This window comes from Methanosarcina hadiensis (genome assembly GCF_046529725.1).
Lineage (GTDB): Archaea > Halobacteriota > Methanosarcinia > Methanosarcinales > Methanosarcinaceae > Methanosarcina > Methanosarcina hadiensis.
The window spans coordinates 2,808,841-2,833,895 of the sequence record NZ_CP136241.1 but is presented as its reverse complement, the minus strand read 5'-3'; the positions used below and the strand labels follow the sequence as shown (position 1 = coordinate 2,833,895).

At 39.0% G+C, this 25,055-nt stretch carries 20 protein-coding genes and 1 CRISPR repeat array (1 of these 21 running past the window's edge); of the genes, 13 read left to right on the top strand and 7 right to left on the bottom strand.

Annotated elements, in window-relative coordinates; translation table 11 throughout:
• Positions 1-375 precede the first annotated feature (375 nt).
• The 3 genes from RSJ42_RS12035 (at position 376) to RSJ42_RS12025 (ending at position 2,913) form a co-directional block, all read left to right on the top strand.
• Positions 376-1,446 (top strand): NAD(P)-dependent glycerol-1-phosphate dehydrogenase, encoded by a 1,071-nt coding sequence (locus RSJ42_RS12035; RefSeq protein WP_410507525.1) that lies wholly within the window; start codon positions 376-378, stop codon positions 1,444-1,446.
• 309 nt (positions 1,447-1,755) lie between these two features.
• Positions 1,756-2,205 carry a UPF0179 family protein gene (locus RSJ42_RS12030; RefSeq protein WP_410507524.1) on the top strand — a complete coding sequence of 150 codons (450 nt, stop codon included), beginning with the start codon at positions 1,756-1,758 and terminating at the stop codon, positions 2,203-2,205.
• Positions 2,206-2,277: 72 nt separating this feature from the next.
• The gene (locus RSJ42_RS12025) at positions 2,278-2,913 is read left to right on the top strand and encodes a DUF2150 family protein (RefSeq protein WP_410507523.1); all 636 of its coding nucleotides are present in this window, start codon (positions 2,278-2,280) and stop codon (positions 2,911-2,913) included.
• A gap of 121 nt (positions 2,914-3,034) precedes the next feature.
• Here the strand turns inward: RSJ42_RS12025 and RSJ42_RS12020 are convergent, their stop codons facing one another.
• The 5 genes from RSJ42_RS12020 to RSJ42_RS12000 all read right to left on the bottom strand — a co-directional run bounded on the left by RSJ42_RS12020 (position 3,035) and on the right by RSJ42_RS12000 (position 9,805).
• A complete protein-coding gene (locus RSJ42_RS12020; protein WP_410510367.1) occupies positions 3,035-4,198 on the bottom strand; it encodes a glycosyltransferase family 4 protein in 1,164 nt (387 codons plus the stop codon).
• 390 nt (positions 4,199-4,588) lie between these two features.
• A complete protein-coding gene (locus RSJ42_RS12015) occupies positions 4,589-5,581 on the bottom strand; it encodes a DUF4921 family protein (protein ID WP_410507522.1) in 993 nt (330 codons plus the stop codon).
• Between the two features lie 57 nt (positions 5,582-5,638).
• Positions 5,639-7,492, bottom strand: a complete 1,854-nt coding sequence (locus RSJ42_RS12010) for a glycosyltransferase family 4 protein (RefSeq protein WP_410507521.1) — start codon at positions 7,490-7,492, stop codon at positions 5,639-5,641.
• Between the two features lie 290 nt (positions 7,493-7,782).
• On the bottom strand, positions 7,783-8,583 hold the full coding sequence (locus RSJ42_RS12005) for a DUF1638 domain-containing protein (RefSeq protein ID WP_410510366.1): 801 nt from the start codon (positions 8,581-8,583) through the stop codon (positions 7,783-7,785).
• Between the two features lie 403 nt (positions 8,584-8,986).
• On the bottom strand, positions 8,987-9,805 hold the full coding sequence (locus RSJ42_RS12000) for an ABC transporter ATP-binding protein (RefSeq protein WP_410507520.1): 819 nt from the start codon (positions 9,803-9,805) through the stop codon (positions 8,987-8,989).
• 706 nt (positions 9,806-10,511) lie between these two features.
• On the opposite strand from RSJ42_RS12000, the gene RSJ42_RS11995 reads away from it, so the two are divergent.
• Positions 10,512-10,868: a hypothetical protein gene (locus RSJ42_RS11995; RefSeq protein WP_410507519.1), complete on the top strand. Its 357-nt coding sequence runs from the start codon at positions 10,512-10,514 to the stop codon at positions 10,866-10,868.
• A 348-nt stretch (positions 10,869-11,216) separates the two neighbouring features.
• On the opposite strand, the gene RSJ42_RS11990 is transcribed toward RSJ42_RS11995, so the two are convergent.
• On the bottom strand, positions 11,217-11,711 hold the full coding sequence (locus RSJ42_RS11990; protein ID WP_410507518.1) for a GNAT family N-acetyltransferase: 495 nt from the start codon (positions 11,709-11,711) through the stop codon (positions 11,217-11,219).
• 124 nt (positions 11,712-11,835) lie between these two features.
• On the opposite strand from RSJ42_RS11990, the gene RSJ42_RS11985 reads away from it, so the two are divergent.
• Positions 11,836-12,555, top strand: a complete 720-nt coding sequence (locus RSJ42_RS11985) for a DNA alkylation repair protein (protein WP_410507517.1) — start codon at positions 11,836-11,838, stop codon at positions 12,553-12,555.
• A gap of 626 nt (positions 12,556-13,181) precedes the next feature.
• On the opposite strand, the gene csa3 is transcribed toward RSJ42_RS11985, so the two are convergent.
• Entirely contained in the window at positions 13,182-13,784 is a 603-nt protein-coding gene (csa3, locus tag RSJ42_RS11980) for a CRISPR-associated CARF protein Csa3 (protein WP_410507516.1), read from the bottom strand.
• A gap of 250 nt (positions 13,785-14,034) precedes the next feature.
• On the opposite strand from csa3, the gene RSJ42_RS11975 reads away from it, so the two are divergent.
• From RSJ42_RS11975 to cas4, 8 genes are all read left to right on the top strand, one after another.
• Entirely contained in the window at positions 14,035-14,718 is a 684-nt protein-coding gene (locus RSJ42_RS11975) for a CRISPR-associated endonuclease Cas6 (RefSeq protein ID WP_410507515.1), read from the top strand.
• A complete protein-coding gene (locus tag RSJ42_RS11970; RefSeq protein ID WP_410507514.1) occupies positions 14,711-16,423 on the top strand; it encodes a hypothetical protein in 1,713 nt (570 codons plus the stop codon). The genes RSJ42_RS11975 and RSJ42_RS11970 overlap by 8 nt, the downstream gene beginning before the upstream one ends.
• Positions 16,413-17,534, top strand: coding sequence for a type I-B CRISPR-associated protein Cas7/Cst2/DevR (cas7i, locus tag RSJ42_RS11965; protein WP_048047737.1), 1,122 nt, complete (start codon positions 16,413-16,415; stop codon positions 17,532-17,534). The genes RSJ42_RS11970 and cas7i overlap by 11 nt, the downstream gene beginning before the upstream one ends.
• Positions 17,535-17,545: 11 nt before the next feature.
• On the top strand, positions 17,546-18,292 hold the full coding sequence (gene cas5, locus RSJ42_RS11960) for a CRISPR-associated protein Cas5 (protein WP_410507513.1): 747 nt from the start codon (positions 17,546-17,548) through the stop codon (positions 18,290-18,292).
• 2 nt (positions 18,293-18,294) lie between these two features.
• Positions 18,295-20,778: a CRISPR-associated helicase Cas3' gene (gene cas3 / locus RSJ42_RS11955; protein WP_410507512.1), complete on the top strand. Its 2,484-nt coding sequence runs from the start codon at positions 18,295-18,297 to the stop codon at positions 20,776-20,778.
• 79 nt (positions 20,779-20,857) lie between these two features.
• Positions 20,858-21,829: a CRISPR-associated endonuclease Cas1 gene (gene cas1, locus RSJ42_RS11950; RefSeq protein WP_410507511.1), complete on the top strand. Its 972-nt coding sequence runs from the start codon at positions 20,858-20,860 to the stop codon at positions 21,827-21,829.
• 17 nt (positions 21,830-21,846) lie between these two features.
• Positions 21,847-22,137, top strand: coding sequence for a CRISPR-associated endonuclease Cas2 (gene cas2 / locus RSJ42_RS11945; RefSeq protein ID WP_410507510.1), 291 nt, complete (start codon positions 21,847-21,849; stop codon positions 22,135-22,137).
• Positions 22,138-22,155: 18 nt separating this feature from the next.
• Positions 22,156-22,833: a CRISPR-associated protein Cas4 gene (gene cas4 / locus RSJ42_RS11940; protein WP_410507509.1), complete on the top strand. Its 678-nt coding sequence runs from the start codon at positions 22,156-22,158 to the stop codon at positions 22,831-22,833.
• Positions 22,834-22,945: 112 nt separating this feature from the next.
• Positions 22,946-25,055: a CRISPR direct-repeat array (repeat unit 37 nt; unit sequence ATTCGCGAGCAAGATCCATTAAAACAAGGATTGAAAC); it runs 3,732 nt beyond the window's last position.

The window sequence follows — 25,055 nt, the reverse complement described above, 5'->3', positions numbered from 1 at the left end:
GAACCGAAAGAATAACCGAATAAGGGAAGATAAAGGCTGAATAGTCAGGAACATTTGTTCCAAACATAATCAGGAATTAAGTTAATGAATTAAGTCATTCTATTAAACTACGTATATTATATTCCATAAGTTATCATATTCTCTGCAGGTACTGTTATTATCTGCGGCGCCAGTTGCCAGTAAGAATCTGCTGGTGTTAAATACCTTATAAATATAGATATTTGCAATAACACTCTGAATATTATTTCCAGTAAGTAAGCTCATTCTCTGGCTGGATAGTTAATTCCAGTTTATGAAGTTGAGTCATAGTTCATGAAATTGAGTCATAAACTCAGTATACAGCAATCTTTATCACAATTAAAAATTCATGCGGGTATGAAATTGACTCTTAATAAAAACAGCGCAAAATGGATGCAGTTTCCGAGAGATGTACTTATCGGGCACGGTGTACTTGAAGAAGTAGGAGATGTCTGCAGGGATCTTAAACTTAAAGGAAATGCGCTGGTAGTAACCGGAGGCACTACACAGGATGTTGCGGGCAGGAGAGTCTGCAAGCTCCTTGAGGATACCGGGGACAGTGCGGAGGCGATCCTTACCTGCAGGGCCACAATGGAGGAAGTTGAGAGAATTACAGAAAAGGCTCTTGAGATGGATGCCAGTTTTCTCCTCGGTGTAGGGAGCGGAAGATCGATTGATCTTGCGAAACTTGCCTCGACAAAGCTTGAGCTTCCTTTTATCAGTGTGCCCACTGCAGCTTCCCATGACGGGATAGCATCTTCTCGCGCATCAATAGTTGATAACGGGAAAAATGCTTCTGCACAGGCTCAGGCTCCCATTGCGGTAATTGCGGACACGGAGATTATCTCAGCAGCTCCTTTCCGTTTTCTTGCCGCTGGCTGTGGAGACATTATTTCCAATTATACTGCAGTTCTGGACTGGGAACTTGCAAGCCGGCTCAGAAATGAGTATTTTGGGGAATACGCTGCTGCTTTATCCCGCATGGCAGCAAGGGTAATAATAGAAAATGCTGATTCGATAAAGCCGGAACATGAGACTTCTACCAGGCTTGTGCTAAAAGCACTTGTATCGAATGGGGTTGCAATGAGTATTGCAGGCTCTTCAAGACCGGCTTCGGGATCGGAACATATGTTCAGTCACGCCCTTGACAGGATTGCCCCAAAATCAGCACTGCACGGGGAACAGTGCGGAGTCGGCACAATTATGATGATGTACCTGCATGGAGGAAACTGGCAGGAGATAAGAGATGCTTTAAAAAAGATCGGGGCTCCCACAAATGCCGAAGAGCTTGGCATAGAGGACAAATATATAATTGAAGCGCTGGTACAGGCACATAGTATTCGGCCGGACCGCTATACAATTCTTGGGAACGGCCTGACCCCGGAGGCAGCTGAAAAAGTTGCAAGAATCACAAAGGTCATAAATTGAAAAGTTGTTTTAATTCAGGCTGAAAAAGAAATCAGCAACTCGCTAAAATCTTCGGATGCATGAATAATCAGAATCATTTAACCGTATTCGAATTTATTAATTAGCTGCTCATTGAATTAGTGTCATTGAATTAGTGTCATTGAATTAATGTCATTGAATTAATGTGAGTTTAATCTACAGGATTAATCTTAATTTAAATTACTCATTTCACGTCCAGATTCAATGCTGAATTCAAGATGTTTGGGGATAACTTCAGGTATCCTGAAAACTCAAGAACTACCCGAAAAAAATTTAAATGGAAGAACCATTATGACAGAAAATGATACCAAAATAACACTCATCGGATCACGGCTTGCAAGGGAAGGGCTGGAATTCATATTCAAAGGTGAAATGCCTGAATGCAAGAAATGCCGTTTGAAAAATACCTGCCTTAACCTTGAGCCCGGGCGCAGGTATAGAGTTGTAAGAATTAAGAGTAAGGACATACACGAATGTTTCCTTCATGACAGCGGGGTTCTTGCCGTAGACGTTTGCAGGGCTCCTATCACGACAAGTGTGGAGTCCAGAAAAGCAGTTGAAGGGGCAAAGGTTATGTATGAGCCCGCTAAATGTGGCAAAAGAGAGTGTGGTGAGTACGAGACCTGCCACCCTGAAGGGCTTATAAAAGGTGACAAGTGTAAAATTGTAGAGGTTCTTGAGAGCCTTGATTCAAAATGTGAAGCCGGCAGTTCCTTGAAAAAGGTTAAGCTTTCGTGGTGAACATAAACAAACACCTTTTAGTAATAGTAAGAATGATTAGTAATAAAAAAGGTTTATAAAGCGGTGTTATAAGTGCCTGAACATGAAATGAACCAGGTCCCCCCCTATGAATTTTATACCCAAAAGCGCTGGGAAAACTGGCTCGGACGGGCAAAGGAAAGCGGTTTTCAAATAAAAGAGTCTGAAGAAGAAGCCGGCAAGGAAAGTGCTGTATTTGTTAATATGGTAGATGATGTAATTCTTGCCTGCCTGAAAGTAACCGCTCGCTTTGAAAAGGAAATGCTCTCCAAAGAACAGGCTTTAGAGATTCTTGGGGAGGTCAGGGATATTGTATTTTCCGAGGTCGATCCGATTTCCGAAGATATTGACCTTATGATTGAGTCCGTAAGAACCTCTTTGATGGGGGCTTTTATCGCCTTTGAAAATTATGTCATGGGTGACTACGACGAAGGAGCAAATATCGCAGAACTCATAAAAGCAGCAGTTGATGCAGAAGCTTCGGATAACCTGGATCTTGCCCTCGACTTCACTGCCCAGTGCGGTGCACTCGTGCTCAAAGGGCAGACCCTGCCTGAAGAGGCGATGGCTGAACTTCCATACGGAATTGTTGCGGAATGGCTTGACGGGATTGACTCCATCTCGGCAGCTATGGTAGGAAGCGACAGTTATAAAGAATTCGATGAAGATGATGAGGAAGACGTTGTGTAACGTCTCCCTCTTATACTTTTCTTCCGGACCAGACCTTCCGGAGTTTTAAGTGCCCCGATTTTCGGGATTCACGGTTTTTAAGTACCCTGCGTATCCTGTTTTTATACAGTGAATTTAACAATCAGGTTTTTTCCATAACTTTTTCATATACATCAATGGTCTTTCTGGCTATTGTCTCCCAGTTGTATCTCTTTTTCAGGAGATCATAACCCTTTTCTCCCATCCTGTTGCGGCCGAGACCCTCAAGTACATAATTGAGTCCCCAGGCAATGGAAGACGGCTCTTTATGAGCAATGATTCCGGTCCTGAAGTTCTCAACAAGGGCGACTGCGTCGCTTGCAACGACGGGTTTTCTGGCATCCCATGCTTCAAGGACAACTATTCCGAATGGCTCGTTCCTGCTCGGAACGCAGACAAGGTCACAGGCATTGAACCAGTCTATCACCGTATTGTCCGGGGCGTAACCAAGGAAATTGCAGGAGTCCCCAATTCCAAGCCTGTAAGCCTGGTTTTCACAATGGGGCCGCATCTCTCCTTCCCCTATTAGCACGAACTGGGCATCCCTCTTCCTCAGGACTTTTGCTGCAGCTTCAACCAGCAGGTCAGGCCCCTTCTGGTACGACATCCTTCCTGTAAAAAGCACTACAGGGAGGCAGGGATGTATCCCGTAATTTCTTTTTATCTCTCCGGGGTCAACTTTCCTTCTTATTTTCCCCACATTTATGCCGTTAGGGACTTCCCATAACTTGTAATCGGGAATTTTATATATGTGCTGAATTTCCTCTTTCAAAACCGTGGAGGTTACAATCACATCGGAAGCTTCGTAGCCTCCGAGCCATTCCCTGTGCGAGATCTCTTTTGCTTCCCACCAGTCTCCATGCCGGTTTCCATTGCGCCCCCATTCCGTGCTGTGGAAGGTCAGGACAAAAGGCAGCCCGAACTGGGCTTTAATCCTGCAGAGGACATTTACAGGATGCCAGTCATGCCCGTGAAGGATATCAAACTCCCCTGCTTCTTCGCGGACATCCAGGAAACGGCAATACATGCCGTCGCACATCCTGTTCATCTGTTCAACTATTCCTCCGGTACGGTCGCATGCAATCCTGTGGTAATGGACCTCGTTGACCACTTCGTCGTTGTTTTCGTGACCCCGGGTAAAGAGGTGAACCTCATGCCCCTCAGCTGCAAGAGCCTCAGAAAGCTCGGTTACATGGGGCGCAATCCCTCCAACACGTATTGAATGCAAACTTTCCCAACTAAACATTCCTATTCGGATCTTTTCCATAAACTCACTTGTTCCTTTTTTCTCAGTAAAGGACGTAATGATCTTCATAAGTTACAGGCCTCCCCAGGCCCGTTCTATTAAAACCTTTCAGCTTACCTGAATAAATATATTTTCAGGCTGGTAAACTCGGGTTGTGCCTTTCTGAATTATTTGTTTCGTACGTATTCCCCTTTAAAATCCCTTTACGTACACATTCTGTAACAGGATTTCATCAAAATATATATGCCTGTTACAGGACAATTTTTTAATATTAAGGATAAAATCTCTATACTTCCCTAACTTAATTCATTATTAATTATACATAAACATATCTCTGGTTTTTCTACATGTTTAAGGCTTGAAACTTTCACTCCTATATTATTTCTTTCTCCTTAACTATTCTAAGATAATTCATATGCTTTCTTTCAGGTATGAGGCTGCCTTTTCCGGAGAAACCGGATTAATGTACATTCCCGTGTTAAACTCAAATCCCGCAGCCGTAGAAAGCCTGGGAAGCAGCCTGAGGTTCAGGTGGTACCAGGGAGTTTCAAAAAGCTGATAGAACATATAATTGTAGGGCGTGTTTCCAAGTACTCTTGAGTAACTCCCAAGCACATTTCTTAAAATCTCCCCAAGGGAAAAAAGAAGCTCAGGGCTAAACTCTCCAAGAAAATTCATGTGCCTCTTCGGAAGAACCCATACCTCAAAAGGTACAGTTGAATAATAGGGGGCAAAAGCTACGAAATCACTGTTTTCAAAAATGAGGCGGGGCGAAGTTTTTTCTTTTTCAAGAAGGGTGCAGTAAGGGCAGTTTTGGGAACGCCTGATTGCTGCAAGTTCCCTTTCAATAACAGGAGGGCAAACCGGCAGGGCTATCAGCTGGCTGTGAGGATGGTCCAGGGAAGCACCTGCTGCTTTTCCTGAGTTTTTGAACAGGGAGACATGAGAGATTTTCCCATGGGCATAATAATGGCATGCCCTGTCCCTGTAGACCTGCATAAGTCCTGATATTTCTTTGTCGGAAAAATCTTCCATCTTTTTCCCATGCACCGGAGATTCAACTATCACTTCATGGAAACCGAATCCCGGAATAACTTCGCGGTCCTTTTCACGGGACTCATTGAGAGGCAGATTCGGAGATAGTGCAGGGTAGAGGTTTGGAAAACAGCGGAAATCCCAGTCTCGCACCCTTTTTTTCTCGGTATCGGAAAGTACCTCTCCATTCCTATATACTGCAGTTGCAGGAGGAGTTTTTTCTTCGTTCCCTGCGCAGAAAGCGCAGTTTTCAGAGTCTTTCCTTCCGGAACCTTCGGCTGCCCCTGCAAAATCCGAAGGTCTCTTAGCTCTCTCTTCGGCAATTATGCAGTACTCATTGAGAAAATAATGCTTCCTGATTTCCGGCATTTTCCGAATACTCCAATCCTTTTCTTTTTCCCTTTTTTATCTTTCTTTTTTATCTTTTCATGAACTGCTATTTTCCTGGGCACAGAAGCGTGCCCCGCTTATCAGTTCATAATACTGCTCCACCGGCTTCTCCCAGTCCATGTCTTTTGCAAGGAGAAAAGCTTCCCTACAGAGAAGTTTGTATTTAACTCTGTCATCTACGAAATTTCGGATAAAATAACTGACAGCAAGAGAATAATCAAGGACTGTCTCGTAATAGGAGAGGTCTATATTGTCCACCACTATCACTCCGCCCATGCCTTCTATAAGGGATTCTATAGTTTTTATGGCATCACTGAAGCCGCATACCCGGCTTACCACGCTTGGGGTTCCCTCCCTTCCTGCTTCAAGCCCTGTGAGCAGGAAGGGGTCATAGCGGGAAGGGAACACTCCTGCACAGCAGCCTGCCATAAAATCCCTCACACCCATGTCCAGACCTCCGTCATCCGGTGAGATAATCTGAGGGTAAAGGACAGCTGCAACCGAACGTTTTCCTCTAACCAGCTTTGTGAAATCCAGATTTCTTTCTTCTATCATCTGCTGAAGCCTGAGCTCGTTTCCTACAAGTATGTCTTTTGGCAGGTGTACCGGAAAACCTTCAGGAAGGTTAGCTTTTGGCCCTTCTGCTGCTATCAGGAAGCAAATAACCTTGATCCTTTCTTCCATATGCCCTTCCATAATACTGTTCCTTATTATGTGTTCAAGGGAAACGAGAGAGTCAAGAAGGTCGGGATATCCTTTATTTTCCACTTCTATACGGGAGATAGTGAAAATGGGAATGATTTTTTCGGGCTCGATCTTTTCCCCTCCGTAATACCTGTACAGGTTTTCGGAAAGGAAATTTCTTATTCGCATCAGGCAGCGCTCTTTCCTGTTCCAGTCTATGTTTTCGGACTCAATGGTTATTCCGTTTCTGATAACAATTCCGTTTATTCCGTAAAAAAGCCTGGCTTCCTGGCGGGTTGATTCCCCTACTGCGGTAACGGTATCCGCATATCTGGCAAAGGCTTCGAGTGAGGCGAGGTTTTCAGGCACTCCTGATGGCCATGTACTGTCGTTATTCCTTCTCTTTTGAATCGAATTGTAACCGGCTGCCCTCCCCGGAAGGGTGGCGTGAAGGGTTGCAACGGTATTTATCGGAATCCCCAGTTTTTTAAGCCGCGCAGGCGCGTAAAATGTCCCGAATTCGTGGCAGTGAAGGGAGATTCCGGGACACGGCAGGAGATCTCGTCCAGCTTCTTCTTCTGCCCATGTATCGGCAGTCCGTGGAGCAGAACCTGTAAGGAGCCGGATAAGCTCGGAGATGGAATAAGAAAGGGAAAGGTAATGCGTATATTCCGCACCGTTCGGTAAGCTCTCATATCTCAGGGAATCAAGCCCCAGGAGTTCAAAGGCTTCGGCTTTTACAAGGCTTTCCAGGGTCATCTCTTTTCCCATGTATGATGAACGGATCTTTCCAAAATCCGAGGTCTGAAACTGCAGGTAACCTATTCTGGTTTCCCCTACCATTTCTTCTCCCGTAAATATTTTTATTCCTTCGTTTTCAAGGGCTTTCAGACTTTTCTCCAGTTCCCCGTCCACACTCAGAGGGGAAAGCCCTTCCATGTTTGTAACCCTGTTGAGGCCCCTGTTCCAGTCTGCGCCAATGTGCCCGAAGTAAGGGCCTGCAATAAGGATTTCCGTATTCTCTTTTGCCCTGAGTTTTCCGGAGTCGAAAAGTGCAGCAAGCGTATGCGCCTCTTCGTTAATGACGTTCCAGATCCCTCCCATCTTATTTGATGCAGGACCTGCTTCTTCTCCGGCAATCATGATATAATGGTTTCCCAATTCCTGAATCCCCCTCAGGCATTTGCCGTTAAATTTTGTCTTCATTTTAAATCTGCCTGTGAATATTAATACTTATCAATTGGGGTAAGAACAGAGAACGAAAAAAAGAGTGGAAAAAAGGAAAAAGTAAGGAAAAAGAAAAAAAGGAAAAGTACGGAACCGGAAAAAGTACAAAAAGAGGGAGAAAGAACAGGAAAGGGAAAATGTAAGGAAAGAAAAGAACGGAAAAAGGATAAAGAACAGAAAAAGGATAAAGAACAGAAAAAATGAAAGAGAATGGAAAACATAAACAGGCTGAAATGAGACGGGAAAACCTTCCATGCCCGTTTTTAAGTTCAGGCTTGAGGGCAGGCATCAAGTATAGAAGCTTTCGTTTTTGCATAACAATTTTCTACAAGATGCAGGGTACCTTCAAGGTCAGTGACTTCAAACTCAAAGAGTGAGGAAAATTCTTTTACGCATTCCTCAAAATTTTTTTCATAAACAAGGCCTGTGTTTACCCTTGCCACTCTTTTGTAGCCTGCATAATCGAAGACAAACTTCGACATAGCCACGTCGTCAGGATTCTGGCTCAGGCCTGCAGTTCTGATCATTTCCCTCCAGTTTGCAGCCCACATAGGTGTCAGGAAAAAGGTTCCCACCCCTTTGCAGCTTTTCAGGGCTTGCAGGTATTGCTTCCTGCCTCCAAGAACTGCGCCTATACAGTCGTCAACAATTTCCCCGTTCTCTTCTTTCAGGATGCAGACCCTGCAGTCCAGGGCTCCGAAGTCTTCTTCGATTTTTCCGAGTACGTTTCCGCAAAGCCCGTAAAAAATGAGGATTCCATCCGAGCGAGGAGCCATAAGTTCAACCTTTGAATAGACGGTTTTTTTAAGGTTTTCCGGGATTGCATGCAGGGCAAGCTCAAGCATATAAATTACCAGTGTCAGGCCTTTACCTTTTTCTGCGGATTTCTCTCGGATCTCTTCAAGGGGAAGAGCGGTGTACTCAAGCCCTGCTCCGGTCATCTTTCCTTTAATGCCCTGGCTGTCCTCGTTTTCCACTACAAGCACTTTTTCAATTTCAGGATCGTTTTCAAGAAGGTGCATAATCTCGTCTTCGAACATCCTGCACCCTATTATGGTCATTACCGGCATGTAGACTCCTCTGCTCTCCTGCAGAATATTCACAGGAAAATCTCTGTTTTATATATTCCTAAACCTTATATAATTGAATCTTCAATCTGGTGCTGAACTCCAAATTAAACTCTATATTCTACCTGTTTTATGCAACCAGCTATATTAAAAAGTAAATATGATTAGAAGGTAAATATGATTAGAAGGTAAATATGATTAGAAGGTAAATATGATTAGAAGGTAAATATGATTAGAAGGTAAATATGATTAGAAGGTAAATATGATTAGAAGGTAAATATGGTCCCTTTAATATTAAAATGTAAGATTTCTATATCAGAATATTTTGATATCCCGATTTTCCTGAAAAGAAATGGAGAGAAATATTGAAAATAATAAAAAATGGCTGAACCTGAGCTGTTTCTATTTAGCTACAGGCCTGGTAATAGCCGTTTTTCCTGATAACCTCTACAGGAAGAGAGAAAAGCTCGGAGAGGTTTTTGTCTGTCAGGATATCTTCTTTTTTTCCGTCCATGAAAACTTTTCCTTCTTTTATCAAAATTATGCGGCTTATTTCAGGGATGACGTCCTGCAGGTTGTGGGTGACAAGAATAATGTTTTTTCCTGAACCCGCTATTTTCCTGATGCTCTCACGGAAACTGTGCATAGCTTTTAAGTCAAGGCTGTTTGCAGGTTCGTCAAGTATAAGCGCCTGGGGATCGTGGATAAGAGCCCGCCCTATAAGTACTCTTCTTGCTTCCCCTGTTGAAAGTTCGCACATCAGCCTTTCTGCGAGGTGGGGGATCTCAAGGAATTCGAGAATTTCTTCTGCTCTGGATTCCATCTCAGGGGTAACTTTGTGGTTGTAATATATTCCTATGCTGCTGAAAAACCCGGATAGAATTACATCAAAGACCCTGATCTGACGGCAGTAAGTCTGCTGAAGGTCTCCGGATACTATCCCGAGAAGTTTTCTGAGGTCAAAGACATGCCAGGTCTCTTTTCCCATTATTTTCATTACGAGCCCTTCAGCTCCTGCCAGAGGATAATATTCTTTTGTCAGGGTCTTTATGAGGGAGGACTTGCCAGAGCCGTTGGGACCTATTATTGCAACATGTTCTCCCTGCTCGATTTTAAGAGATACGGAATCAAGGATCTTTTTCCCGCTTCTTACAACTGTAACATTTTTCATTTCCAGCAGGGAAGGGGAATTTCCTATCCCTGTATTTTTTAATTTCTCATCCATTATTATCATCTTTATAATTTGAAATCAAAGTTCCTGAAATCAAAACTTCAGCAATGGTTTGTTTCAGCCACATTTTTAATATTAACCACAACAAGCCCTTATTTTTATATTAACCACAACGAGTTCTTATTTTTATATTAACAACATCGAAACCTTATTTTTAGTATTAACCACAGGGATCCTTATTTATAACCTGCTCATGTTAATGATGCTTTCAGGTTTCTCAGGCTTTTTGAATCTTTTTTTGCTCCTTTTTTACGGAACTCTTTCTTGCCGAAACGTCCCTTTTAATTAAGCTTTCCTTCTTAAGCTTTTCTATCTCTGTAATTTATTTTTTAACTTTCTGAAACGTTTGATCGAAAAAAGTCCTTTCTTTCTCCATGCAGGCTCATTAGAATATCCAACAGAAAACATGACTTACTATTGTTCAGAAACGTGGCTGAAAGCCTTTAATTATTTCTTTTTTATAAAATTTCATAAAAATGCCCGTTAAATTAATATTATACTGTTATTTGCTATTTTAAGCCAGTTTACTACTTTATTTCATATTCTGCAGTTTGTAAACGTTGTAAATTCTATTATATCTCTTTAATGTTGCTTAATAAAGTTTCTGAGCCACTATCTTTGTTTCTTATGTTTATATAATCCTAAAAAATAAAGTCGCATTTAACGAAATACAGAAAGGTTGTAAAAGGGAGGTCTTTTGTTGGAAGTTAGCTATACCAGGAGTTCATTCGGAAATTATCTGTACGATATTCGTTTTATCATTCTTTTCTATGTGATAGGAGACTGGGCATCTACGTTTTATGCCCTTCCGTTCGGCACAGAATATAATCCTGTTCCTGCAATGATCCTGGAGAATTACGGAATCTACCATCTTCTGCTGATAAAATTTGCATTTGTCCTTCTGCTGTTTTACGTAGCTCCAATAATAAAAACATCGCAGGGGCGGTGGGAGCTTACAAAACGTATAATTGAATCCGTAGGCATTCTGGTTACCGCAAACAACCTGATGGTGGTCTGGTACGGGAGCAGTCTGATAGAGTATCTGGGACTACTCTGAGACTTTAAACCCTGTATAAGGCCTCTTTTTCCTCCATTTTTTCCTTTCGATATTTTTCTGCCAGCATCAGGTTCTATTTTTACGGTTTGCCTTTTGTTTTTTACTTTTATGCTGTTCACTTTTTGCGGTTTGGTTTTATATTAGCTTCTGTGGCTTGCCTTTGCTGTTTGCTTTTTACCGCTTGCTTCCAGATTTGCTTTTTTACTGCTTGCCTCCAGATTTTCTTTTATTGCTTGCTTTTTACTGCTTGTTTTTTAGTATTTGCTTTTCTTCTTATCTTATTGCTTTTCTTCTTATCTTATTGCTTTTCTTCTTATCTTATATTGCTCACATCTGCTGCCCTGATTTTTACCTGGTTTTCGCATACACAAAGCAGTCGTAATATTCTTCTTCTATCCTGTGGATCTTTTTTGCTATTCCTTCTTTTTCGTATCCGCACTTCAGTGCGACCTGTTCGCTTGCGAGGTTTCGGGTGTCCATCAGGATGGTAATTCTCTTAAGTCTTAGTTCATTAAAACCGATTTTTTCAAGCTGCTTTACAGCTTCGGTTGCAATGCCCTGCCTCTGGTATGCCGTATCAACAAAATAGCCAATTTCCCCAACCCACGGCCTGTGCTGATCGATCCTTATCCCGCAGGCTCCTACAAGTTTTTCATCAAAAATGATAGAATAGTTATGTTCAAAATTGGTTTTCCTTCTCACATCATTCATTTTCAAAAACCGCTTTTCGTCCTCAAGGGTTTTTACCGGGATTTCTATAAACTCATAGTCCAGGTGTGTGAGAATTTCAAAAAAACGTTCTGCATCGGAAACCTCCTGGGGGCGAATTTTTACTTGAGGCATGATGGAAAATTAAGTTTTCTTAATGAAAAATGTTTTCAGTGCTTTCCCGGTTTTTTCTTCCTGAGATGTTTAATCCCGGTCTAAAAATAAAGTATAAGTAAAACCTTTGATTAAATATAGAACTGTGCAAGCCGATATCATAGCCAGGATTAGAAAGGATCTGACAGAAAACATTGACGAGAAGACAAAGAGCAGTTCTTCCCGCTTTTTTAAAGAAGAAGTGAAATGCCACGGAGTAAAGACTTCTATTGTAGGAAAAATTGCAAAAGACTACTTTAAGGAAATGAAACAGGCAGGAAAGGCAGATAAAAAGAATGTGTTCTCCCTTGCTGAAAAACTCCTGCAGTCGGATTACTGTGAGGAAGCCTATATCGCCTTCGATTGGGCATACATGGTCAGGGACGAATATACTGAAGCCGATTTTCAGGTCTTTGAGCGCTGGGTTAAAAACTATGTTAACAACTGGGCAAAATGCGATACCCTGTGCAACCACGCGGTTGGCTCTTTTATCGAGGAGTTCCCGGACTATGTTGAAAACCTCAAAATCTGGGCAAAGTCAGACAACCGCTGGCTCAGGAGAGCATCAGCAGTAACCCTTGTCCTGCCCGCAAGAAAAGGCCTTTTCCTGCCCGAAGTCTTTGCAATCGCAAATATCCTCCTTACAGACAAAGACGACCTCGTCCGAAAAGGCTACGGCTGGATGCTTAAAGAAGCCAGCAAAGCCCACCAGCAGGAAGTCTTCGAATACGTCATGGAAAACAAAAAAGAAATGCCCAGGACCTCCCTCAGGTACGCAATCGAAAAATTCCCTCCTGACCTCCGTGTAGAAGCCATGAAAAAATAAAAAGAGGAAACAATAAAAAGAAGAAAAAATAAAAAGAGGAAACAATAAAACCGTGATAAAGGACTCTGTGAATAGAAGATGTACAGAGATATAAGGAGATATAATTTTTCCCTGGAAGAAAATTAATTTTCCTGGAGATTGAATTTTTCGTAAATAATATTTCCGGTAAATGAAATCTAATAAAATTTAAAGGTCTAAGAAGATAAGGGAGAGGAGTTTTTCCGACGCAGTACCCCCATACCGCATCTATTAGCCCCTTCTCCCCCATGTTCCCTAGTTTTTGTTCCCATATATTTCGCCAGCAGTCTGGTCTGCAGGCGATCCATCTGTGAAAGCTTTGTCTGTCTGCCAGATAATTGAATGTTTCACAAGTATTTTTCCCTTTTTACCCGGTCATAGCATAGTATTGTCACTTTTAAAATTTTAATAAGACAGTTTATCATGTGTTTGTGTTATTCTGTGCTTTCTCCGGTATTGTATTTTGTTTAGGATTCTTTATTTCCATTTGTTGTCGCCTAGTGTGAAAAAAATTCAAAGTACTTGAACAAATAATCCTTAAAATACCTGTTTTTTCCGTTAGTATCTCTATATCTTTTTAATTCCTCATTTATATTTTTCTCAGGATATTATATAGAGGCAATTTTTCCTGCATCAGTTATTACGTATCCGCTGTCCCCGTCCGCAATATATCCCATCGATTTTAGTTCCCTTAGATGGTTGTAAGTCATACCTTTAGAAATTCCGGCAGTTGCCGCAATCTTCGTGACAGATGAGTTCCCTTTCTGAATCTCTTCCAGTATCAGTTTCTTGGTTTCTGAAAGATTGAAACTCAACACAGGAAAATCAATCATCATGCTGTCTTCTTCGGTCACATAAACAATTCTCTGCACCATGTCATTTCTCGCATACGCCCCGAAAAGCGCACCAAAAGCCTGCGGCTTTCTGCCTCCGGAAACATTAACAATTACCTGGTTGCCTCTATCGTGTTCTTTTTCGATCAGTTCAGCAACATCTTTTGCCACTCGGATGGTATCATAAAGAGCAGTATATTTCTTCTCGACTTCAAGCGCATTTTTAAAGGTTTTTTCAATTATGTCTTCGGACTGTAACTTTTTTTCATTTGCCCCTTCTTCTGAAAGGAGTATGATTTTAGAAGGAGCGAGTCGCGTCACACAGATAATAACAGGTTCAAGAGAATAGATGGTGGAGATTAGAGTGAGTTTTGGCATTAGATGGTATGTATTGTTTGGGTGGATTAAATGTTTTACTACTTTCTATATTCGTTAATAGATATAATATACCTATTTTTATAATAAAAATTAGGAACGTATATATTTGATATATACAATAACACATTATTACTTCAAAAATTACAATTAATTAACTAAATTAATATACATGAGAATGAAAGCATAATTCACTTATATGTTTATCATATACGATATAATAATTTGGTTTCAATGAATAGGGTGTAAACTCATGAATGAAAACTTATGCCTAATACATTATAAGCCACGAAACTTAACCAATAATTTTAAAATTCATTCTGGCTCAGTAAGACAATACTTTGTAGATACATATCAACACCCATTATTTCACAATCATTATCCCAACGGGAAATCAATTTACAGAAGTAAAGGGGCTGCTTTTCAATTTAAGGTAATAAATAATGAAGTTTTCATTTTAGCTTTGGATGAAGGTGCTGATTTTGCTCAATCTTTTCAATGGCCGCAAATAATCAATATGCCACTAGGCAAGAACCAACTTGTGGTAGAACTTGAATTGTTTTCAAAAACAAAAAAACAGTCGAGTTTTCAAAAATCGGAATCAAAATATTATAGGAACGTATCTCCTTATATTGCACTCAATCAAAAAAATCAAAAGGAGTATTTGTCCTTTTCCGAGATAGAAAAAAGAGCAGCTATTGAAAAAGGACTTATAAATCATATACTTACCGCTGCAAAGTGGTGTGGAGTAACTGTCTCACATAAACTAGAAATAAATCTTATTCTGATGCGGGAGGGGATTCCAATCAAAATAAAAGATGATCTCAGTTTTGTTCCTTTTGATGTAATGTTTGAATGCAATACTGAAATTCCTGATTATATCGGAATTGGAAAGTTTGTGTCTAGAGGTTATGGAACAGTGATCCAATATGGATGATATGGAGTTAGTATTTGAAAGAACCTGCAACTATTGGATTGACGTGGGAATTGTCGGTTTTTATGATTCTTTAAATAAGCCTGTTTCGCTTCCCGATTCAACTGGTGGTTGGTCACAAACTATAAAAAAATATTCTGGAATAGAGGCAACTCTTTACCCAGATAAACTTGTAATTAAAGGAAGTGAAAAGCAGATCGATCTGGCTCTTTCACATGCCCTCGAAAAAGTAAGAACTACACTTTACGATGTATCGTCTGAAGATCAAATAGCAAACCCAGTAGAAGATGGAAGAGTCAAAAAACAGAGCACGCTTGCTGGTGAAGTAGTTGCATCTGGAAAAGGAAAACAGGCCTCCGGCAATACATATTTTAGGGAGGAAATTAATGAAGAAATAGGTAAAAAGAATATTTTTTTACCTCTCAAACCAAAAAAAATACCTACTTCAAACTGTATCTTTTGTGGTCAGTTGATTGACACAGGACTTTTCTTGGGTAAAAATGCCAATGATGTATTTATAGGGGATACCTCAAAGTCTTCTCCTTTTGTAGAAGGAGAAAGTTCTAATAAATGTTTTCATTCATCACATAAAGTTTCAGAAAAATGTTGGAAATGTGGATATGTTACATTTTTCGCTCCATTATTATTGTTTTATAAAAGTAATGTTAGTGGGGGCAAAGGGGATACCTATTATGCATTACCTTATATCCCAGGAAATCTTCAAGCAACGTATAAACTATACCGTAATCTCTCTGGTAAAAGAGGTTTAGCGCGTGTTTTAGGAACAGATCATAAGAATATGAATTACGAAAGCTTTTTCCCTTCTGTTCCTAAGGGAATCTCGTCTTTTTCTTTATCTTTTTACTTTGATCTTTACGAAAAACTGTTGCCAAAAAATGTAGGCGGGCTTTTTCAGTCGTCTAAAAATATTGGTTTAATAGATGATTATGGTACTGTGTTCCAAACAGCACTATTTTTAAAGAGGGACTCTGGAAAAAAAAGTTTCATTATAAGCGAGACAACGATCGATAAATCTGCTTATTTTATAAAATTGTTTGCACATCTTAAAAAAGAGTTTGAGTTAACAAAAGGCGGAGACTTATTAAGTGGAGTGCGTTCATTTATTGGGAAGGCAGACTCAAAATCAAACTATCTTCAAAAAACTTCAGTTTTAAAGGCTTCCCATGCAATTACGGAAGGGAAACACGTTCACAGGTTTTTACTACCACTTCTCTCTTCAAATTTGAAAACAGGTAATGCAGATTCTTACAGTGCTTTTCAGATTTTAATGTTGTTCCAGAAATATGATCAGTGGTTATTTCTAAAGGAGAACGTAACTATGGCAAATATAGTTGAACAAGCAAAGAATTCAGGCTGGTTTTTGAGTCAAGATTTTTGGGCGAAAAAAGAATGGGATGATGATGAAAAAGAAAATCTTCTCAAAAGATATTACTATCGCATAGAAAGGTCTCCATCTCCGGTTGGTTTTCTAGAGCAGGTGAGACACGCTTACAAAAAAGTATCTAAAGAGATTCCTAAGGAAATGATCTTTCATAAAGAAGATGGTACCGAAGATATCAAAGTTTTTGAAGTTTACAGAGTTTACTTCCTTGCAGGCATGTTAAATGGCTTGATTAGTGGTACAAAAAAGGATGCAATAAATCAAGCAGGTGAAAGTGACGGGGAGGTTGTAACTAATGGCAACTGATGAAATGAATAATGATGAAACGAGAATCTCAAAGGGGTTAGCAATAACCTATCTTGTACACCTAAGCATAGCTTCACCTAGTGGAGGCAGAAGTGAAATTGAGAACCTGAATGTTATAAAAAAAATAAGAGAAGGATATCTTGATTATCCTTATGCTTCTGCTCAAGCTATGAAAAGATCCTTAAAAGATACTCTAAAGGGTTTAGGACATACTGTTTCTCCAATAATAGATTCCGCACCTGCAAGAACTGTAGGAGATCCTGTGAAATATATCGACGATGACTTGTTTGGATATATGAATGCTGGCAGTAAGAAAACAGGAAATACTGATATAGATAAGCTAAATGGAATTCGCAAATCTGTAGTTTCAATGACGCCTTTGTTATCCTTGAGTGAATTTGAGGATAATATTGATTTTGGTTCTAATATGGTCGGCTTGAGAGCGGGAGGTAATCCAATGCCATATGAGACCGAAGTTCACAGAGGATGGTATAGAATTAGTCTCTATGTTGAACTTGACCGGATCGGTAAAGGAGACGGATTCCTTAAGGATAAAATAAAAGTTGCAGAAATTAAAAACATTAAAGATTTACCCGAAGTAAATGAAAAGTATGATTTTGTTGAAATAAATGGAAAAGGTGAAAAATGTAACTTATGGAAATACGAATACAATGAGTTAAATAATGAGGAAAAATATAATAGAGCCAAAGCTCTCGTTGATGCTATTCGTTTTCTTGCTCCTTCTGGACGTAATAGTAACTGGCTCATTGATCTCACCCCAAAACTTATGGTTGCTGCTTACGTTAAAGGTGCAAAAACTCCCTTTTTAGAATCTAATCTTTTAGATGAGTCACAAAGTGATAGAAATCAAATCAATGTTGAAGCAATTGAAAGTGTAAAAGAAACTTTTTCTGATGGTATCCAAAATCTAGTTGTAGGGTATAGAAAAGACTTGATAGAAGAACCTATAGAAAAATATGATGATATAAATATTTTGTCCATGAAAGAAGCATTTGATACTATTGATGGTTGGCTCAAGTTGCATTTTGGGACAGATCAGGAGCAAAATCCTAGCAATAAAAATGAAAATATGGATCCTGTTAAGGAGTAAATATGTATTTATTGCATATAGAATTGAGCGGGTTAACGGCTAGTTTTCGAGTGCCTCATATGTATAAATACCATCGCTCACTTCCTCTTCCTTCATATACTACAATAGTTGGTATATTTGGAGCTGCGATCGGAAAGGATATGCAAACCTCTCAGGAATTATTTAAGCATTTTAACTTAAAAGTAGGTGTAGCGGGAGCCAGCAAAAGTCGGTACAATGACACCTGGCGAGTGTTAACAACTAAAAATTCTGAAAGAGATGTGGTAGAAAGGGAGATTCTCTTTAAGCCTAGATACCACATCATTTTTTACGGCGAGGAAAAAATCATTCGGTTCTGTGAAAAATATTTTAAAACCCCTGTTTATCCAATCTCTCTCGGCAGACCTGAGGATCTAGCCAATGTAGTTGTCCATGATGCTATTGAACAGGAACCCGAAGAATTGAAGGTTTTGTGTAACACTGTAATTTCTGGAACGCCTACAATATATGTTGAAAATACCTTATTTGATGTCGAAGACCCAACGGATCTAGGGCCTTGTACTTTGCTTTATCGATTACCTGTGAATTTCAAATTCAAAGATGGATTTTCTTATGAACGAACAGCAGACAATTATAGAGATTTTACTTTTATAGGAAATCGTGAAGTAAAAATAAAAAATTATGTCCAGGGTTTTCAAGTAGCCATTGAAAATGAAAGTAACGATAAAATTAGTTTTTTCAGTAGTGGATTTTTAAATATTCCCTTATTGGAGATTTGAGCATGGTTTATTTTGGAAAGCCGAACCAATGTTACACATGTCACGTTGAAGCTGTATACAAATCCTGGAAAAAATCATATGATAAAAGGAAGGAAGTTATCGAGTTACTGTGTGAAAGATATGGGTATTCTTCTGAAAGATTCAAAATCGCTTCTCTATTAACAGTAGCCTTCCATGATGCTGGAAAAACCTCATTGACTTTCCAGAAAACAATGGCTGAATTAAATTATAAAAAAAATAATTTTAATGTCTTTTGTGATACGTGCAATAATGAAATAAGTTTACCAAACTCCGACTATCAAGCTGAACCATATCGGCATGAAATTATAAGCTCCATAGCTACATCTTATTTTTCCTCTCTTTGTGACGAGTCAGTTGGGAAATTGGGAACCGAAAACAATTTTTCATATGAATTTTTTGCCGTAGTTGGACACCATAAACCGGTAAATCCCGATGTCTTTAGGAGAGAATTTGATAGATTATACGATGATCCAAATGAGATGAAAAGAGTCGGTTATGGAATTAACGAATGGAATTATGTTATGGAAGTGGCCAAATCCATATTTGAAAAAGAAGGCATTGAGTTACCTGAAGTGGAGTGGCAAGATATATTCGAAAATGGAATGAGCATAATAGGAAATGTAAAAGATAGGATCGATACTTTGCCACTTGTAGTTCAGGATATATTATCCGAAGAAGGAGATACATCAATTATTGGGCAAATTAGAGAAACATTCTCTTTATTAAAAAGCTTGTTAGTCGCCTCTGATTGGGAAGGTTCATACTGGATAACTTCTCCTGAAAATGAAATTCATAATACTATTAACTTGTCAACAGATGATTTTTGGGAGAGAGTTAAAACTGAAGTTAAAAAGCAGCCAGATGTGATATTCAAAGTAAAAGACTTCCAGAGAGAATTAGCTGATATCTCAGGTCACGGAATAGCAATTGCTCCGACCGGTTCCGGAAAAACAGAGGGAGCAATTGCTTGGGCTTTAAAAAATAAGAGTTTAAATGGGAAAATTTTGTACGTACTTCCAAATCAGGTTTTGACTAATAGTATATATGAAAGAATGGTCAAATATTTTGGAGAAGAAAATGTTGGCTTGCTTCACAGTAGCGCACTCTTGTACCAAATACTAAACCGAACCGATAATTACGAATCTGAACAATTTGATAAAAATGAATTAACCCCTACAGATAAGGAAAAATATTCTCATCTTCTTAACCGCATGATGTTTAGACCTATTATGGTCACAACAGTAGACCAATTACTTGCGTTGGCATTTAATGGAAGTAAGCGATGGTCTGTGTTGATGGGAGAAATTTTTGGTGGGGCAATAATCTTTGATGAAGTTCATGCCTACGATGGACACATGCTAGCACTTTTGGAAAGAATTACTCGAGAACTTCGGTACTACTCAAAAATGCTTTTTATGAGTGCTACTATGCCTGAAAATTTGATCTATTTTATTTCAAAGCTTCTTGGTACAGAAAAAAATATACGGGTACAAGATACAACTCTTTTAGATGAATCAAGAAATATTTTCCATGTGAACACTATTTCAAAACTGCTGCCCGAAAATGAAAAACAAACAGAATTATTAATGAAAAATATTGAAAATTTTGTTGAAAATAATAAAAGAGTTTTAATTGTATGTAATACGGTAAAAACAGCTCAACAGATTTATGAAATGCTAAAAGCAAAGGACTACTTTGAAAATAAAAACATAATGTGCTTCCATTCTCGTTTTATCTCCCACGATAGAAGAGAAAAAGAAAAGAAACTGGAAAAGGATAAGTCCAAAGACAAAAAAGAGCAGTCTTGGCCACATATACTTGTTGCAACTCAGGTTGTTGAATGTGGTGTGGATTTAGATTATGATGTTCTCCTTACAGATGGTGCTCCTTTAGAGGCTATAATACAAAGAGCTGGAAGAGTTAATCGTGAAAGAAGTAAAGAAAAAGGAGAAATTTACGTGTTTCAGCAAGATGAAGCCTCTGAGAACTTTTATCCTCCTGAGATTACAAAAAAAGCGCTCAATATTTTGCAAGATCAAGTATCTTTAAATCCAGAGCTCACTGAAAAAGATCTAAATCACATGATTGAAAACATATATAAAGGAAGAAAATTTGACGATGATCTAAGATATCTAAACACGAGGCAGGTTCTAGAAGAAGTTATGTATGACATAGGAGCAATCCAAGATCTGCCTGAAACGGACCTTCATACGCGTTTTGTAACGTATAAAACTGTCGAAGTTGTTCCTGAGGACTGTTGGACTAAAATAAATAACAAAAACCAATTTGTGATAATGGAACATCTTTTGAAAATGCCTTTATGGGCGTATCTACATGCAAAAAGTGATAAGAGCAATGATAAATGGAAGGTAATGAAAATGAATTATAACTCTGAAATAGGAGGAACATTTGAAGAAAACATCAAAAATAAATTAGGAAAAGGATATGATACACTCTTCTGTTAATTTATTTAGACATTTGACTCAATATACTTTCCATAATTTTTGAAAAACCCAGATCTCGCGGTTTTGGAACGGTGAAAAGATGCAGCTTGTAATCAACACACGAGGCTCATTTTTGAAGAAGCAGAACAACTGTTTTCTTGTCAAAAATGATGACAAGGTTTTCGAAGTCTCTGAAAAGAAAGTTGACAGCATCTTGATTACTACTTCTGCAACCATTACCACCGATGCAATCAAATTTGCTGTAGAAAGTAATATTGATATAATTTTTCTGGACAACTTTGGGGACCCTTACGGCAGGGTATGGCACTCGAAATTGGGAAGCACAACATACATCAGAAGAAGGCAGCTTGAAATTTCAGACAAGCCTGAAGGATTTCGGCTGGCAAAAAGCTGGGTTGAGCAGAAGATTGAAAACCAGATCCAATTTCTGAAAGACCTTAAAAAGAACAGACCTGACCAGAAGGATGAACTCGATGATTATATCTCTGGAGTTGAAAACTTGAAGACCCAGCTTGAAGAACTTGAAGGTACTCTTGATGAGCTGCGTGGAAAAATCATGGGTCTTGAAGGAATGGCTTCCAGACATTATTTTGAGGCTTTGAGCTCTCTTCTGTCTGATAAATGGAGGTTCAACGGAAGAAGCCGGAACCCTGCAAAAGATGAGTTTAACTGCCTTTTAAACTATGGATACGGTGTTCTGTACTCAAAAGTCGAAAAAGCGTGTGTTATAGCAGGGCTTGACCCTTATGTAGGTTTCAATCATACAGATGACTATAACAAAAAATCTCTTGTTTTCGATCTTATTGAGATGTATCGCATTTATATTGATAGGACAGTTTTCAACCTTTTTTCAAAAAAGCAGATTTCAGAGAGTTTTTTTGATATGATTCCAAATGGAATGACTCTTAATAAAGAAGGAAAAGCCGTCCTTATCCAGGCTGTCAATGAAACTTTTGATAAAGAAATAAGCTACAAAGGCAGGAACATAAAAATTGGGAATACAATCCAGTTCGACTGTCACAGGATAGCAAACAGCCTGATCGGGAAATAAAAATAGGGGGATTGAATTTGCTCGTCTGGGTAATTTATGACATTACGGAAAACAGGATTCGCCAGAAAGTCAGCGATTGCTGTAAGAGCTATGGGCTTTACAGGGTCCAGAAGAGCGTTTTTCTGGGAGACCTTAATTCAAATGATAGGGATTCTCTTGCACTTGAATGTGAAGAATTGATTGATACCGAGAAAGATTCTGTGTATGTGTTCCCTATGGATGAGCAGTCATTTAAACAGGTCAAACTGATCGGCCAGGCTTTTGATAAGGAACTTGTCAGTGACGAAGTGTTAACAAAATTCTTTTGAGAACTTTTCTGAGGAATCATGGCAAACTTTGAGGTCATTGAAAGAGAAGAGGGAATTGAATTAAGCTCTGAAGTCAGCAGTGAAATGAATTATGAAATCGTTGCTGAAACAGATACTGAAACAATAATCACAATTTCAGATGTGCTTGAATACTTATTTTGTTCTCGCTTCATTTATTATATGTACTGTCTTGATATCCCACAGCATCAGGAGAAACGCTTTAAGGTTCTAAAGGGTCGTGAAGTGCATGAAACAAGAAAACTTACCAATAGAGATTACGTCAGGAAGAAACTAAACTGTGTTAGAAAAGAAAGCGAAATATTTATTGCCTCCAAAAAACACCATATAAAAGGGATTGTGGACGAGGTTTTATTTCTGGAAGACGGAACCGCTGCTCCTCTTGAATACAAATTTGCCGAATACAAAGATAAGCTTTTTAAAACTTACAAGTTTCAAATGGTTTTGCAAGCACTTTTAATTAGGGAAAATTACAATATTGAAGTAAACCGTGCATATATTTGTTATACTCGAAGTAATAGCCTGGTCAAAGAAATTGAGATCAGCCTCTCTGATTTTAAAAAAGCCGAGAAAATAATCGAGGAAATACTCGATATCGTTCAAAAAGGCTTATATCCTAAGACATCCAGATCTTCTAGAAAATGCGTAGATTGCTGTTACCGAAATATCTGCGTATGAGAAGTTTTTCTTGTATTTATAAAGGGTTTGATAATTTTCCAGTAAGAATTTTAGCCCCAAAAAAGGGCTCATTTCAGGCCTTTTCTGGCCAAATAGCGGAAATTTTTGCCCTATTCGCGAGCAAGATCCATTAAAACAAGGATTGAAACATGAACAAGGAAAATATGTAACGAAAGATTTTATAATTCGCGAGCAAGATCCATTAAAACAAGGATTGAAACAAGCTGTGGAGGTTGCTCCCGCCGATATCGTCACGTATTCGCGAGCAAGATCCATTAAAACAAGGATTGAAACATACACCATTCAAGTATATCATTGCCATGTTAGTAGATTCGCGAGCAAGATCCATTAAAACAAGGATTGAAACATATGAAACTGGACGTTCAGAAAATGTATTCTCAAATTCGCGAGCAAGATCCATTAAAACAAGGATTGAAACCAAGATCAGAAAAACTCATGCTGCTTTTTTGTATCATTCGCGAGCAAGATCCATTAAAACAAGGATTGAAACATGCTTCGGGATTCTGACGAACAAATGCGAAAGCGTATTCGCGAGCAAGATCCATTAAAACAAGGATTGAAACTTTGAGTATATGTCATATGAAAAATCTCCTTGATGTATTCGCGAGCAAGATCCATTAAAACAAGGATTGAAACGTGTTGATCACTTAGGAGTCCGGAATAAAGCAGGTAATTCGCGAGCAAGATCCATTAAAACAAGGATTGAAACTGGGTAAAAAACTTCAGAGGGTAAAGAACTTTAGATTCGCGAGCAAGATCCATTAAAACAAGGATTGAAACGATAATATTGCAGTTGGTGAGCGGGCTTATATTTATTCGCGATCAAGATCCATTAAAACAAGGATTGAAACTAGAACAGCCACAGAACAGCGAAAGCCTTGTTATAATTCGCGAGCAAGATCCATTAAAACAAGGATTGAAACGATGATAATCCTTTCATAGATCAGGTAGCCTATGAATTCGCGAGCAAGATCCATTAAAACAAGGATTGAAACCATAATGGAGAAAACGTGTATATTCATGACAACCAATTCGCGAGCAAGATCCATTAAAACAAGGATTGAAACAAGTGAATCTGTGAGGAAAGACAATGAACAAAAAATTCGCGAGCAAGATCCATTAAAACAAGGATTGAAACGTTCATAGTCCCACCTTCCAGACTGAGAATTCTTTTATTCGCGAGCAAGATCCATTAAAACAAGGATTGAAACGTCGCTTGTAATTTTCAGGAGCCACTATCTTTTCAATTCGCGAGCAAGATCCATTAAAACAAGGATTGAAACTTACATCTACTCCTCGGAAACCGGCTGAAGGCTCATTATTCGCGAGCAAGATCCATTAAAACAAGGATTGAAACTAAATTCAATTCATCTCTAATCCATGCTGGAATAGATTCGCGAGCAAGATCCATTAAAACAAGGATTGAAACAAAAAATAAGAGGCGCTATATGGAGACAGTAACAGATTCGCGAGCAAGATCCATTAAAACAAGGATTGAAACACTCTTTCAGGACTGCCAAGGAAAATATCATAGATTCGCGAGCAAGATCCATTAAAACAAGGATTGAAACTCTCACTCCATTTCGTTTTAGGTTATCTCGATGAATCGCAAGCGGATTCGCGAGCAAGATCCATTAAAACAAGGATTGAAACATGAGGATAGGACGTTCTGGAAGGATGATTTTTCGAGATTCGCGAGCAAGATCCATTAAAACAAGGATTGAAACCAAGGGCTGTAACGACTGGCATTCCGTCGGTAGCATATTCGCGAGCAAGATCCATTAAAACAAGGATTGAAACATATTTAGAACAATTGAATTCAGAGCCGGTTGGGATAATTCGCGAGCAAGATCCATTAAAACAAGGATTGAAACATGGTCGGTAACGGCTATCATAATTTTGTAGGAGATTCGCGAGCAAGATCCATTAAAACAAGGATTGAAACACATAAAGCCATATCCCCATTAAAATAAAATGTTAATTCGCGAGCAAGATCCATTAAAACAAGGATTGAAACTAAAAAACAGATACTAATTTCTCATTGTCTAAGTGATTCGCGAGCAAGATCCATTAAAACAAGGATTGAAACTCAACTTTCTATTATAGATAAGAATGTATCCCATTATTCGCGAGCAAGATCCATTAAAACAAGGATTGAAACCCATATCTGCCCACTTGAACGCAGTTTAGGACTAAATTCG